Raw genomic sequence first — 12,914 nt, 5'->3', positions numbered from 1 at the left:
AGGTCCGTCGGTGGCGGATGCGCGACCGAGGGTAGCGACAGACGAGGGTCACCCGGGGCGGGGGCGCGCCGCGCCGGCGAGGTGCGTCGCCCGTCAGGACGCCGCGGTCTCGCCCTGCACGATGCGGTCCCCGCACGACGCACGGGGCGTCGCGCGCTGGGCCGTGTCGTCGGCCGCGGCCCGGGCGGCCCAGGCGCGCAACCGGTCCATCGTCGCCTCGTCGCGCACGAGGTCACGGCGCACCCAGTTGCCGCCGCCGTTGGGTGCCGGCCCGATGAGCACGTAGTCGGCCTGGAACCGCGGGTCGTCGTCGAAGTCCATCTGTGTCCGGAACTCGCCGTGCGCGCGGAAGAAGGTCGGCCGGACGTCGTCGAGCACGTAGTCGCGCACGCCCGCCCAGTCCTTCGCGGCCCAGAGCCTCGCGATCGTCGGCTCGGCGAGCCCGGCGCCGTCGACCAGCAGCGATCGTCCGGCCAGCGCGCCGCCACCGATCTCGGGAGCGAAGAACGTCGCCGAGCGCAGGCCCAGGATGTCGGCGTAGCCGTTGAACTCCCACCCGGTGTTGACGACGATCAGGCACATCGGCGCGGTGGGTGCGGCCCGGAACGACTGCGCGGCCCCGACCCAGCCCACCCCGGAGAGCACGGCGGCGCCGGCGACGACGACCGCGACCACCGCCCGCCCACGCGCCCGCAGCCCGCCGAGGACGTCCACCGCGGCGAGCGTCACCACCAGCGCCCCGAGAGCCCACACCGGTGTGGCGAAGCGGTACTGCTCCATCCAGTCGGGGACGAGCACACCGAACGCGACGATCCCCAGCCCGAGCGGCACCAGCAGGACGACGACGGCCGTGCGCACCGGCGTCGGCCGCAGCAGCGCGGCCCCGACGACGACGGCCCCGACCAGCACGCCGAGCCAGCCGGCGTACGAGACCAGCTCGGTGACCTTGCCGAACCCCGCGACCGTCGGCAGGCCCTGCGACTTCGCCACGGCGGTCGTCGGCAGCAGCTGACCGAACGTCGCCCAGCGCCACCACAGGTACAACCCGACCGGGACGAGGAACGCCACGACGGACAGCACGCCCGCCCCGAGCGTGCGCGCCACGGCGCCACGACGCACCAGCAGGAGCGCGACCAGCGGGAACGCCGCCCCGTAGATCAACCCCTCCGGACGGGTGAGCGCGGCGAGGGCGGCGAGCAGCCCGCAGCCGACCGCCGGGAACGCCGCCGCGACCCTCCCCCGGGCGGCCGCCCGCACCAGCACCGCGCCGATCCACGTCACGGCCAGCGCCAGGAGCGAGTTCTCCAGCCCCGACACGCACCAGATGACGAACGACGGGATCGCCGCGGCGATCGTGCCGGCGACGACGGTGACGACGACCGGCCGGCGCGACACCGCGGACGCCGCCGCCCAGAAACCCGCGAACACGCCGGCGACGCACAGCAGGGCCAGGGCCTTCGGGTAGGCGACGTAGTCCGGGACGCCGAACCAGGCACCGTGGTCGAACAGCCGCAGCCAGTGCCCGACCACGAGCAGCCCGAGCCACGCCGGGTTCGACCAGCCCTCGACGGGCGGCAGCCCCGCCTGCAGGACCGGCCCGGCGCCCGTCGCGACGGAACGCGCGTAGGCGAACGTGATGCCGGCGTCGTCGACCTCCCAGCGCCCGTAGACGAGGGCGTGCAGGCCGAACAGGACCGTGGGCAGCAGCACCGCCGGGACACCCCACCAGGCCCGGCGCCGGGACCGGGGCGGCCGGGCGTCCGGGTCGGGCTCGGCCTCCTGCGGCCGGGCGGCGACCTCGGCGGTGTCCGTCATGCGCGGAAGTCTGGCAGGTGTCGTGGTGGCGGCGCGGGAGGCTCGACGCGCCCGCCCGCAACCCCAGCGTCGCCCGCGGCCCGATCGGGAGCGCTCAGGTTGCGGCCGGGGTGTCGGGCGCACCCCCCGCGTCGCGGGGCCGCAGGGGTCAGTCCTCGGACTCGGTCCCCGACAGCGGCTTGCCGTCGACGAGGAACGGACGCAGCCGGTTGTCGAACATCGTCAGCGCCGAGCCGATGGCCATGTGCATGTCGAGGTACTTGTAGGTGCCGAGGCGGCCGCCGAAGAGCACGTTGTGCTCGGCGGTCTCCTTGCGCGCCCGCTCCCGGTAGCGCTCCAGCTTGGCGCGGTCGTCGGGGGTGTTGATCGGGTAGTAGGGCTCGTCGCCCTTCTCCGCGAACCGCGAGTACTCCCGGACGATGACCGTCTTGTCCGTCGGGTAGTCGCGCTCCGGGTGGAAGTGCCGGAACTCGTGGATGCGGGTGTAGGGGATCTCGGCGTCGTTGTAGTTCATGACCGACGTGCCCTGGAAGTCGCCGGTGTCGCGGCGGACCTCCTGCTCGAAGTCCAGTGTCCGCCAGCCGAGATCGCCCTCGGCGAAGTCGAAGTAGCGGTCGATGGGCCCGGTGTAGACGATCGGCACGTCGGCCGGCAGCTCGTCGCGCACCTCGAAGAAGTCGGTGTCGAGCCGGACGGTGATGTTCGGGTGATCGGCCATCTTCTCGAGCCACGCCGTGTACCCGTCGACGGGCAGACCCTCGTACGTGTCGTTGAAGTAGCGGTTCTCGAACGTGTAGCGCACCGGCAGCCGGGTGATGATCGACGCGGAGAGCTCGGTGGGGTCGGTCTGCCACTGCTTGGCGGTGTAGCCCTTGACGAACGCCTCGTAGAGGGGCCGCCCGATCAGCGAGATCGCCTTGTCCTCGAGGTTCTGCACGTCGGCGGAGTCGACCTCCGACGCCTGTTCCCTGATCAGCGCGCGCGCCTCGTCGGGCGTGTGCGACTTCCCGAAGAACTGGTTGATCAACGCAAGGTTCAGCGGGAACGCGTAGACCTGGCCCTGGTACTTCGCGAACACGCGGTGCCGGTAGTCGGTGAACCCGGTGAACCGGTTGACGTACTCCCAGACCCGCTTGTTCGAGGTGTGGAACAGGTGCGCGCCGTAGCGGTGGATCTCGATCCCCGTCTCGGGTTCCGCCTCGGAGTAGGCGTTGCCGCCGATGTGGGAACGCCGCTCGAGCACCAGGACCTTCTTGTCCAGCTCGGCGGCGGCTCGCTCGGCGATGGTCAGTCCGAAGAACCCGGAACCGACGACGACCAGATCGAAGCCCGTCTCATCCACGGCGACCGAGGGTAGCGGGGACGTTCCGACGGCCGACGCACCCACCCGGTCAGGTACCGCGAACGTCCCGCGTCAGGGCGGTGCCACGGCCGCCGGGCGAGGCGTGGCTAGCATGCGGGAGCAGGACGCACCATCCCCCGACCAGAAGAAGAGCAACGTGATCATCCCGCAGCTCGGTGCTGCCGACGGCGTGGTCGTGATCGCGTACGTGGCGACCCTCCTGGTCCCGGGCGGCCTCGTCGGGCTGGTCGGCGGCCTGCGTGGCTGGACCCTCGTCGCCACCGCCCCGATGTTCACCTACGCGGTGTCGGGCATCGCGGGCCCGCTCTGCTCGACGCTGGGGATCCGCTGGTCACCGCTGTCGTGGGCGCTGGCGTTCGTCGTGCTGGTGGTCGTCGTCGGAGGGCTGCGGCTGCTGGTCCGCCGGCGGCGGGGCACACCGCCACCCGGTCCCGCGATCCCGCCCTGGAGCCTCGCGGCCCAGCTCGCGGTCGTCGCGGCGGCGGTCGTCGCGACCGGGACGGGGATCCTCGTCATCCTCGGCGGGATCCGGACGCTCGGGGCGATCCCGCAGGACTGGGACGCCGTCTTCCACGCCAACGGCATCCGCTACATGGCCGAGACCGGCGACGGCTCGCTCTACGGGATGGGGCTCACCAACTGGTACGAGCCCGGCGCCCCGCCGATCTTCTACCCGAACGCCTACCACCTGGTCGCGACGGTCGTCTACGAGATGACGGGCGCGACCATCCCGACGGTCCTCAACGCCCAGACCGTCCTCATCCCGGGGATGCTCGCGCTCTCGCTGGTCGCGCTCGTGCGCCGCTACGGCGGGCGGCCGATCGTCGCGGCCGCCGCCGCGCTGGCCGTCGTCGCCGTCTCGTCGGTCTACGACCTGCTCTGGCGCGGGCCGCTGCTGCCGTTCGCCACGGGGGTCGCGCTGACGCCGCTGCTGGTGGTCCTGGTCGTCGACCTGCTCGACGCGCCGGGTCTGCGCGCCGCGATCCGTCCGGGACTGCTGTTCGCGCTCGGCATGGCGGGCCTGCTGTGCCTGCACCCCGCGATCCTCATCGGTGCGGTCCTGTTCACGCTGCCCGCACTCGTACAGCGCTGGTGGTCGACCCCGTCGCGGGTGCCGCGGGAGGTCGGCCTGCTCGTCGGCGGGGGCGTCGTGGCGGCCGTCGGCTGCGCGGCGCAGGTTGGCGGCACGCTCACCACCGCGGGGACCCTGTCGGCGGTCACGTGGCCCGCCGACCAGACCGTGTCGACGGCCGTCGGCGAGATCCTGACCTTCGGCCACGGCAGCGACACGGTCCAGCTGTGGCTGATGGCGTTCCTGCTGGTCGGCCTGCTCGCCTACCGCAGCCTCGGCGCGCTGCGCTGGACCGGGTTCACCGCGGCGGTGTTCGGGGCGCTGTTCGTCGTCGCGGCGGCGTCGAGCGCGCCGTGGGCGAAGACGATCACCAGCCTGTGGTGGAACGACCGCTGGCGGCTGATCGCGCTGACGGCCGTCCCGCTGTGCATCGTCGTCGGACACGGTGTCGGCGAGCTGCAGCGGCTGCTCGTGACCGGGCTCGCCCGCATCGCCGACGCCGCGCGGCACCGGCCACCGGAGTCCCTGCCGTCGGCGAGCCCGGCGACGCGGCGGGTACTGGCCGTCGCGACCTCGGTGCTCGTGCTGCTGGCGTTCGTCGTGCTGACGCGGGGGCTCTACGTGAGCCGCGACCAGGCCCGGATGATGCAGAACACCGGGAACGGACCGGCCGTCTCCCATCTGGAGATCACCGGCATGGAGGAGATCGCGAAGATCGTGCCGCCGGGCGAGCGCGTCCTCAACGACCGGGGCGACGGCTCGACCTGGCTGTACGCGCTCACCGGCGTCGAGTCCGTCGCGGGACACTACGACGGGTTCCGCACCGGCCCCGACGCCACCCTGCTCGCGCAGAGCTTCAACCGCTACCCCGACGACCCGGCCGTCCGCGCGGCCGTGCAGCAGCTGGACATCCGGTACGTGCAGCTCGACGCCGGTTTCCTGCGCAGCGACGCCACCCGGGAACCGGGACTGACCGGCCTGCAGACCGCCGACTGGCTCACCGTCGTCTACCGCAACCCCGACGTCGTGCTCTACCGGATCGACACCCCCGGCACCGAGCGGACGGCGGCTGAGGTGCGCGCGGGCGTCCCCGCAGGTCCGTTGCTGTCCGACGGCTCGGGATGACCGGCCGTCACCGCGGACGCGGGGCCGGTGCGCCCGGCGACTAGCCTGGCGCGGTGACCAGCCGCGCCGACTCGGGCAGCCGCGTGCGCCGCACCGGCGCCGCGGCACAGGTCGCGGGCAGCCAGATCGGCCTGGCGCTGTCGAACTACATGGTGCTCGCGATCGCCGCGCGGCACCTGGACACGGCCGGGTTCGCCGCCGTGAGCTCGTACTACCTGCTGATCAACACGGTCGGGCGCGGGTTGTTCGCGGCGGTCGAGCTCGAGGCGACCCGCGCGGTCGCCGACGCCGTCGCCCGCGGCCACGACACCGCACCGGCCGTCCGCACGGCCCGGCGCGACACCCTGCGACTGCTCGTCGTCGCGCTGGTGCTGGCGGCCGCGGCCGGGCCGCTGCTGGGCCACGCGCTCGGCGGGCCCGGGGTCGCGATCGGCCTGCTCGCGGCCGGCGCGGTGACGATGGCGGCGTCGTACCTACTGCGCGGCCCCCTCGCCGGCCGCCGGCGGTACGGCCTCTACGCGGCGACGTTCTGGATCGAGGCCGCGGTCGGGTTGGCCGCCGCCGCGGCGTTCGTCGTCGCCGACGTGCAGGGCACGGGGGCGTGGATCGCGATCCTGGCGCTCGCGCCGCTCGTCTCGCCGCTCGTGCTGTCCCGCCCGGCCTCCCGGGTCCCCGCGACCACCGGGGCCGAGGCGTCCGCCGACGCGACGGCGGTACCGCCCGCCGCCCGGGGCGGGGTGTTCTGGTCGGCCGCGCTGCTGCTCGCGGGCCAGGGCGTCTGGAACCTCGCCGCGGTCTTCGTGACCTCGCGGCTCACCGACGCCCCGGCCGTCGCCGCGGGCTTCGTGACGGTGGCCGTCATCCTGCGGGCCCCGGTGCTGCTCTTCCCCGCCGTGCAGGCCATCCTGCTGCCCTCGTTCACGGCGATGCTCGGCGACGGCGACCGGTCCGGCGTCCGCACGATCGTGCGCCGGCTCGGCGCGGCCCTCGCCGTGGGCGGTGTCGTCTGGCTCGTGCTGGCGGTCTTCGTCGTGCCGTGGGCCGCGCGACTGCTGTTCGCCGCCACCGTCATCCCGCCGGCGTGGGTGCTGGTCGTGCTGGCGCTGTCGACGGTCGTCGGCGCGGCGGCGCAGATCGGCCAGACCCGGCTCGTCGCCGAGCGCAGGCCCGCGGCGGTCGCGGGGGCGTGGATCGCCGGGCTGGTCGTGCTGGTCGTCATCGCGTTCCTGGCGTCCCCGCCCGTCCCCGCCGCTGCGGTCGGCCAGCTCGCGGCCGCCGTCGCCGTGCTCGCGCTGCTGGCCGTCGCCGCCCGCCGTCCCCCCGATCCAGGAGCCGCCCCGTGACACAGCCCCCGGTCGGAGCGACCCGGCCCTCGGTCGGGGTCGTCGTGCTCGCCTGGCGTGCCGAGCCCTACCTCGCCGAGTGCGTCCGCTCCGTGCTCGACTCGCGCGACGTCGACGTGCGCGTCGTGCTCGTCGACAACGGGTGCGAGCCCGACGACCTCGCGGCCGTCGCGCCCGACGACCGGGTCGAGCTGCTCACACCGGGCGTCAACACGGGCTTCGCCGGCGGGTGCAACCTGGGCGTCGAGAAGCTGGACACCGACTACGTCACGCTGGTCAACTCCGACTGCGTGCTGCGGCCCGACACCCTCGCGTTGCTGGTCGCCGAGGCGGCGCGGCCGGACGTCGGGCCCGTCATGGCCGGCATCCGGCTGGCCGAGCCGCCCGGGCTGATCAACAGCGCCGGCAACCCGGTGCATCTCGTCGGGCTGTCCTGGGCCGGCGACATGAACCGGCCCGAGACCCGCACCGAGCCGTTCGACGTGACCGGCGCGAGCGGCGCCTGCGTGATGCTGCGCCGGTCGCTGTGGGACGAACTCGGCGGGTTCGACGACGCCTACTTCGCCTACCTGGAGGACACGGAGCTGAGCCTGCGGTCGTGGCGGCGCGGCCTGCCCGCCCGCTGCGTCCCGCAGGCGGTCGCGGTGCACCACTACGAGTTCTCCCGCAACAGCCACAAGATGCACCTGCTCGAACGCAACCGGCTGATGATGGTGCTGACGCTGTGGAGCGGCCGTGCGCTCGTCGTCCTCGCGCCGCTGCTGCTGACGACGGAGGTCCTGCTCACCGGCTACGCCGTCGCGTCGGGCTGGGGGAAGCAGAAGGTGACGGGCTGGATGTGGCTGTGGCGGCACCGCGGGCACGTCGCCGAGCGGCGCCGGCAGCTGCAGGCGGAGCGGACCCGGCCCGATCCGGAGTGGATGCGGCGGCTGACGCCGAACCTCGACCCGCAGGCGATCGGCCCGGCGCCCGTCGTCAAGGTCGCGAACGTGTTCTTCCGCGCCTACTGGGCGCTGGCCCGCCGGGCGCTCTGACCGCCCCGAACGGTTCGACCGCCGTCAGGCGCCGCGCTCGGCCTTCTGCTGCTCGGTCGCGTCCTGCGCCGCGGCGGCCTCGTCGGCCCGCTTCTCCATCGCGTCGAGCCGCAGCCGCAGCGCGCCGACCTCTTCGGCGAGCCGCCGCGACTGCTCCTCCAGCAGCCCGACCTCCCGGGAGAGCTGCAGCGAGACGGCGAACAGCACCAGCAGCGAGCCGAAGAACAGCAGGTTGCTGGGCGTCTGGATGCCGATGGCCTGTGCAACGCCGCGCAGCAGCGACGGGAAGATCGCCACGACCAGCGTGCCGATCGAGATGACGACCCAGATCACGGCGTACTTCTCCCGCAGCCGGCGCCGCCGCAGCAGCTCGACCACCAGCACCAGCGCCGCGACCGCGACGACGACGGAGAAGATCGTGAGGCGGAGGTCGGTCATCACCGGTGCTCGCTCTCCGGACGGCGGCGGATCAGGGCCAGCCCGACGGCGACGACGACCCGCAGCAGGTACACCGCCGAGCGGACCGGGTTGGTGCTCGCGACGCCCGTCTCCCGCGCCCGCATGACGACGGGCACCTGCGCGACGGACAGCCCCGCGCGATGCGCGATGACCAGCGACTCGACGGTGTCGCCGAGGTACTCCTCCGGGTAGTGCTCGGCGAACAGCGCGAGCGCGCGCCCGTGGACGAGCCGGAAGCCCGAGGTCGGGTCGGTCAGCGGGACGCCGATGATGCGGCTGAGTACGAACGACAGCAGCCGCATCGCCCACCGTCGCGGGCCCTTGACGACGTAGCTGCCGCGCCCGGCGAACCGGGCCCCGATCACGACGTCGGCGTCGCGCACGGCGAGCAGGTGCTCGATCTCGCGGGGATCGTGCTGGCCGTCGGCGTCGACCTGCACGACGGACGTGAATCCCGACTCGTGGGCGTAGCGGTAGGCCGCGCGCATCGCGCCGCCCACCCCGAGGTTGAACGGCAGCCGCATCACGAGCGCGCCCGCGGCGTCGGCCCGCTCGGCCGTGCGGTCGGTGGACCCGTCGTCGACGACGAGGACGTCCGCGTCCGGCCTGCTGGCCCGGATCTCGCCGATCACCTTGGCGACGGACTCCTGCTCGTTGAGCGCCGGCAGCACGACCAGCAGCCGCTGCTCGTGTGCGGGACCCGACCCGTTCAACGAGATCTCGACGCGCTCGAGGCCTTCCGTCGTCACGACCTGCTCGCAGTGGCGGCCACGGTCACGAACTCGTTGTAGGTGAAGACCTTGCCGGTGAACCGCGGCAACGGGAACGAGAACTCGCGCCGGAACGTCAGACCCAGCTCGGCGACCAGGGCGCGCAGCGCGGCGTGGTCGGTGAAGACGGTGTGCGTCGCGTCGGAGGCGAAGCCGCGCTCCTGCGGGCAGATCAGCACGACGGGCGACCCGGGCCGGACGTAGGCCAGGTAGGGGCGGATGACGTCGGCCGCGGCGCCCTCGTCGAGGTGCTCGACGACGTGCGCGACGAGCATCGCGTCGAACGGGGTGGTCTCCTCGGGCGTGCGGGCGACGAACTCCGCGCTCGTCTCGGCCTGGAAGCCCTGCTTGCGGCACAGCTCCACGGAGGTCGGGTTGTGGTCGACGCCGACGCTGCCCGGGGGGCAGGTTCGCGAGGTTGCGCCCGATGCCGCAGCCCACGTCGAGCGTGCGTCGCTGACCGATGAGCCTGCGCAGGTTCCACCGGTACGGCCGCTGCACGTCGACGAGGCGCTTCCAGCGCGCTCCCGACAACGTCGCGAGACGCTCGGAGTAGGCCGTCGACGTCGTATCGCCCTCTCCCGCCACGGCGCGCACCCTACCGGCCGTGCCGAGCCGGTCGCCGACCGACAGGCCGCGCCCGGGTGCGAGGATGCCGTCGATCCCGCCCACTGGAGGACCCGCCACCGTGGCAGAGCTCAGCGTCGACACCACGTCGATCCCCGGACTGCTCCGCGTCACCCTCGCCGTGCACGGTGACAACCGGGGCTGGTTCAAGGAGGCCTACCAGCAGGCGAAGCTGCGCGAGGCGGGCTTCCCGGAGTTCGACATCGTGCAGAGCAACGTCTCGTTCAACGCCGAGCGCGGCGTCACGCGCGGCATCCACGCCGAGCCGTGGGACAAGTACATCTCCCTGGCGCACGGCCGGGCGTTCGCGGCGATCGTCGACCTGCGGCCGGGCCCGGCGTTCGGGCGGGTCGAGACGTTCGAGCTCGACCCGGGCAGCGCGATCTTCGTGCCGCGGGGGTGCGGCAACTCCTACCAGACGCTCACACCCGACGTCGTCTACACCTACCTCGTCAACGACCACTGGTCGCCGGAGGCGCGGTACACGCTGATCAACGCGTACGACCCGGCGCTGGGGATCGACTGGCCCATCGCGGAGGCCGACGCGATCCGGTCCCAGAAGGACATCGACCACCCACCGCTGGCGGCGATCGCCCCGTGAGGGTGCTGCTGCTCGGCGCGGGCGGCCAGGTCGGCCGGGCCCTCGCCGCCGCACTGCCCGACGCCGTCGCCCTGACCAGGGCGGACTTCGACATCACCGGCGGTGGGCCCGAACCCGCATGGGACGAGCACGAGGTCGTGGTCAACGCCGCGGCGCACACCGACGTCGACGGCGCCCAGACCCCCGACGGCCGGGTCGCGACGTGGCGGGCCAACGCGTCCGGCCCCGCGCTGCTCGCCGACCGCGCCCGGCGGCACGGCTTCACGCTCGTCCACCTCTCGACCGAGTACGTGTTCGACGGGCGCAAGTCCGGCCCGTACACCGAGACCGACCCCGTCGCGCCGCTGTCCGCGTACGGCGCGGCCAAGGCCGCGGGCGACCTGGCGGTGCGCGGCGTCGAGCGGCACTACCTGGTGCGGCCCACGTGGGTCGTCGGCGAGGGCCGCAACTTCGTGCGCACGATGCTGGGGCTGGCCGGGCGCGGGATCGCCCCGACGGTCGTCGCGGACCAGGTCGGCCGGCCGACGTTCGCGCCGGACATCGCCGCCGCAATCGTGCACCTGCTCGACGTCGGCGCAACGCACGGCACCTACCACGTCACCGGCGGCGGGGAGCCCGCGTCGTGGGCGGACGTCGCGCGGGCCGTGTTCGCCGCGGCCGGCCGCGACGACCTCGCGGTCACCGACACGACGACGGCCGAGTACTTCGCCGGCAGGCCCGACGTCGCGCCGCGGCCGCTCAACAGCGTGCTGGACCTGGGACGCGCGCACGCCGCCGGCGTCGTGACCCCAGACTGGCAGGAGAGCCTCCTCCGCTACGTCAGCCGTTCTTGAGCGGTTCCCACCAGTCCCGCCGGTCCCGGTAGAACGCGACCGTCTCGGCGAGCCCCCGCTCGAACGGCACCTGTGGCGCGTACCCCAGCTCGTCGGCGATCTTGGACCAGTCGACGGAGTAGCGCCGGTCGTGGCCCGGCCGGTCCGCCACCGGCTGGATCATCGACTCGTCGGCACCGACGGCGTCGAGCAGCAGGTGCGTGAGCTCCCGGTTGGACAGCTCGGTGCCGCCGCCGATGTTGTAGACCTCGCCGTCGCGCCCCTTCTCGACGACGAGCTGGATGCCGCGGCAGTGGTCGTCGACGTGCAGCCAGTCGCGCACGTTGCCGCCGTCGCCGTAGAGCGGCACCTTCTTCCCGTCGAGCAGGTTCGACACGAACAGCGGGATGACCTTCTCCGGGAACTGGTGCGGCCCGTAGTTGTTGGAGCAGCGCGTGATGCACACCGGCAGCCCGTGCGTGCGGTGGTAGGCCCGGGCGAGCAGGTCCGATCCCGCCTTCGACGCCGAGTACGGCGAGTTCGGCTCCAACGGGTGTGTCTCCGGCCAGGAGCCCTCGTCGATCGAGCCGTACACCTCGTCGGTGGACACGTGCACGAACCGGCCCACCCCGGCGTCGAGGGCCGCCTGCAGCAGCACCTGGGTGCCGACGACGTTGGTCGACACGAAGTCGCCCGCACCGGTGATCGAGCGGTCGACGTGGGACTCGGCCGCGAAGTGGACGACGACGTCGACGCCGGCCATCACGTCGCCGACCGCGGCCGCGTCGCGGATGTCGCCGCGGACGAACCGGTAGCGCGGCGAGTCGGCGACCTCGACGAGGTTGGTCAGCGTCCCGGCGTAGGTGAGCAGGTCGAACACGGCGACGTCGGCGTCGGCGAACGCCGGGTAGGCACCGGCGACCAGCTTGCGGACGTAGTTCGACCCGATGAAACCGGCCCCGCCGGTGACCAGCACCCTCACTGTGTCCGAGCCCCCTGCGCCTGCGCTCCTCGTGCTCGCGCCACGTTCATGACGTACTCCCCGTAGCCGGACTTGCCCTGCGCGGCGCCGAGGGCGAGGCAGGCGTCGGCGTCGATCCAGCCGCGGTCGAGCGCGATCTCCTCGAGGCACGCGATGCGCACGCCCTGCCGGTGCTCGAGCACCTGCACGTACTGGCTCGCCTCGACGAGCGAGTCGTGCGTCCCGGTGTCCAGCCACGCGAAGCCGCGGCCCAGGTCGACCAGCCGCGCCCGGTCGCGCTTGAGGTACTCGCGGTTGACGTCGGTGATCTCCAGCTCGCCGCGTGCCGACGGGGTGAGCCCACGCGCGATGTCGACGACGTGCTCGTCGTAGAGGTACAGCCCGGTGATCGCCCGGTTCGACCGGGGCGCGGCCGGCTTCTCCTCGATGTCGACGAGGCGGCCCGACTCGTCGGCCAGGCCCACGCCGTAGCGCTGCGGGTCCCGGACCGGGTAGCCGAACAGCACCGCGCCGTCCTCGCCCGCCGCGAGCCGCGCGATGCAGCCGCGCAGCACCGAGGCGAAGCCCTGGCCGTGGAAGATGTTGTCGCCCAGGACGAGCGCGCAGTGGTCGTCACCGATGTGCTCGGCGCCGATCAGGAAGGCCTGGGCGATACCGCCCGGCTCGGGTTGCGCGGCGTAGCCGAGCCGCAGGCCCAGCTCGGCGCCGTCGCCGAGGAGGCGCCGGAACAGCGGCTGCTCCTCCGGCGTCGTGATGACGAGGATGTCCCGGATCCCGGCGAGCATGAGCACCGAGAGCGGGTAGTAGATCATCGGCTTGTCGAACACCGGGAGCAGCTGCTTCGAGACGGCCCGGGTGATCGGGTGCAGGCGGGTGCCGGCGCCGCCGGCCAGGATGATGCCCTTCACGGC

Annotated in this window: 12 protein-coding genes; 5 read left to right on the top strand and 7 right to left on the bottom strand. The window is 73.3% G+C overall.

Annotated elements, in window-relative coordinates:
• Window positions 1–93: 93 nt before the first annotated feature.
• Together PSD17_RS06125 and glf are read right to left on the bottom strand one after the other, a co-directional pair.
• Window positions 94–1,815 (bottom strand): hypothetical protein, encoded by a 1,722-nt coding sequence (locus PSD17_RS06125; RefSeq protein ID WP_339122084.1) that lies wholly within the window; start codon window positions 1,813–1,815, stop codon window positions 94–96.
• A 148-nt stretch (window positions 1,816–1,963) separates the two neighbouring features.
• Complete coding sequence (gene glf, locus PSD17_RS06120; protein WP_013672401.1) at window positions 1,964–3,157, bottom strand: UDP-galactopyranose mutase; 1,194 nt, start codon at window positions 3,155–3,157, stop codon at window positions 1,964–1,966.
• A gap of 112 nt (window positions 3,158–3,269) precedes the next feature.
• Here glf and PSD17_RS06115 point away from each other — a divergent pair, with 112 nt between their 5' ends.
• From PSD17_RS06115 to PSD17_RS06105, 3 genes are read left to right on the top strand one after another with little or no spacing between them, the layout of a single operon-like run.
• On the top strand, window positions 3,270–5,375 hold the full coding sequence (locus PSD17_RS06115; RefSeq protein ID WP_339122082.1) for a DUF6541 family protein: 2,106 nt from the start codon (window positions 3,270–3,272) through the stop codon (window positions 5,373–5,375).
• A 53-nt stretch (window positions 5,376–5,428) separates the two neighbouring features.
• On the top strand, window positions 5,429–6,718 hold the full coding sequence (locus PSD17_RS06110; protein ID WP_339122080.1) for a lipopolysaccharide biosynthesis protein: 1,290 nt from the start codon (window positions 5,429–5,431) through the stop codon (window positions 6,716–6,718).
• Window positions 6,715–7,752: a glycosyltransferase family 2 protein gene (locus PSD17_RS06105; protein WP_013672398.1), complete on the top strand. Its 1,038-nt coding sequence runs from the start codon at window positions 6,715–6,717 to the stop codon at window positions 7,750–7,752. The genes PSD17_RS06110 and PSD17_RS06105 overlap by 4 nt, the downstream gene beginning before the upstream one ends.
• 24 nt (window positions 7,753–7,776) lie before the next feature.
• Here PSD17_RS06105 and PSD17_RS06100 read toward each other — a convergent pair whose 3' ends face one another.
• From PSD17_RS06100 to PSD17_RS06090, 3 genes are read right to left on the bottom strand one after another with little or no spacing between them, the layout of a single operon-like run.
• Window positions 7,777–8,190, bottom strand: a complete 414-nt coding sequence (locus PSD17_RS06100; protein ID WP_339122078.1) for a DUF2304 domain-containing protein — start codon at window positions 8,188–8,190, stop codon at window positions 7,777–7,779.
• A complete protein-coding gene (locus PSD17_RS06095) occupies window positions 8,190–8,924 on the bottom strand; it encodes a glycosyltransferase family 2 protein (protein ID WP_049803581.1) in 735 nt (244 codons plus the stop codon). Before PSD17_RS06095 ends, PSD17_RS06100 begins: the two co-directional genes overlap by 1 nt.
• Before the next feature lie 32 nt (window positions 8,925–8,956).
• Complete coding sequence (locus PSD17_RS06090; RefSeq protein WP_339122076.1) at window positions 8,957–9,346, bottom strand: hypothetical protein; 390 nt, start codon at window positions 9,344–9,346, stop codon at window positions 8,957–8,959.
• Between the two features lie 323 nt (window positions 9,347–9,669).
• On the opposite strand from PSD17_RS06090, the gene PSD17_RS06085 reads away from it, so the two are divergent.
• Together PSD17_RS06085 and PSD17_RS06080 are read left to right on the top strand one after the other, a co-directional pair.
• Window positions 9,670–10,209, top strand: a complete 540-nt coding sequence (locus tag PSD17_RS06085; RefSeq protein ID WP_339122074.1) for a dTDP-4-dehydrorhamnose 3,5-epimerase family protein — start codon at window positions 9,670–9,672, stop codon at window positions 10,207–10,209.
• Window positions 10,206–11,042 carry an SDR family oxidoreductase gene (locus tag PSD17_RS06080; RefSeq protein WP_339122072.1) on the top strand — a complete coding sequence of 279 codons (837 nt, stop codon included), beginning with the start codon at window positions 10,206–10,208 and terminating at the stop codon, window positions 11,040–11,042. Before PSD17_RS06085 ends, PSD17_RS06080 begins: the two co-directional genes overlap by 4 nt.
• Here the strand turns inward: PSD17_RS06080 and rfbB are convergent.
• Together rfbB and rfbA are read right to left on the bottom strand one after the other, a co-directional pair.
• Window positions 11,029–12,003 carry a dTDP-glucose 4,6-dehydratase gene (gene rfbB, locus PSD17_RS06075; protein ID WP_339122070.1) on the bottom strand — a complete coding sequence of 325 codons (975 nt, stop codon included), beginning with the start codon at window positions 12,001–12,003 and terminating at the stop codon, window positions 11,029–11,031. The genes PSD17_RS06080 and rfbB overlap by 14 nt on opposite strands.
• On the bottom strand, window positions 12,000–12,911 hold the full coding sequence (rfbA, locus tag PSD17_RS06070) for a glucose-1-phosphate thymidylyltransferase RfbA (protein ID WP_013672393.1): 912 nt from the start codon (window positions 12,909–12,911) through the stop codon (window positions 12,000–12,002). The genes rfbB and rfbA overlap by 4 nt, the downstream gene beginning before the upstream one ends.
• Between the last annotated feature and the right edge of the window lie 3 nt (window positions 12,912–12,914).

This window comes from Pseudonocardia sp. D17 (assembly GCF_036984265.1).
Lineage (GTDB): Bacteria > Actinomycetota > Actinomycetes > Mycobacteriales > Pseudonocardiaceae > Pseudonocardia > Pseudonocardia benzenivorans.
Note: the sequence above shows the minus strand (reverse complement) of the source record. Positions and strands in the feature narration are given on the sequence as shown.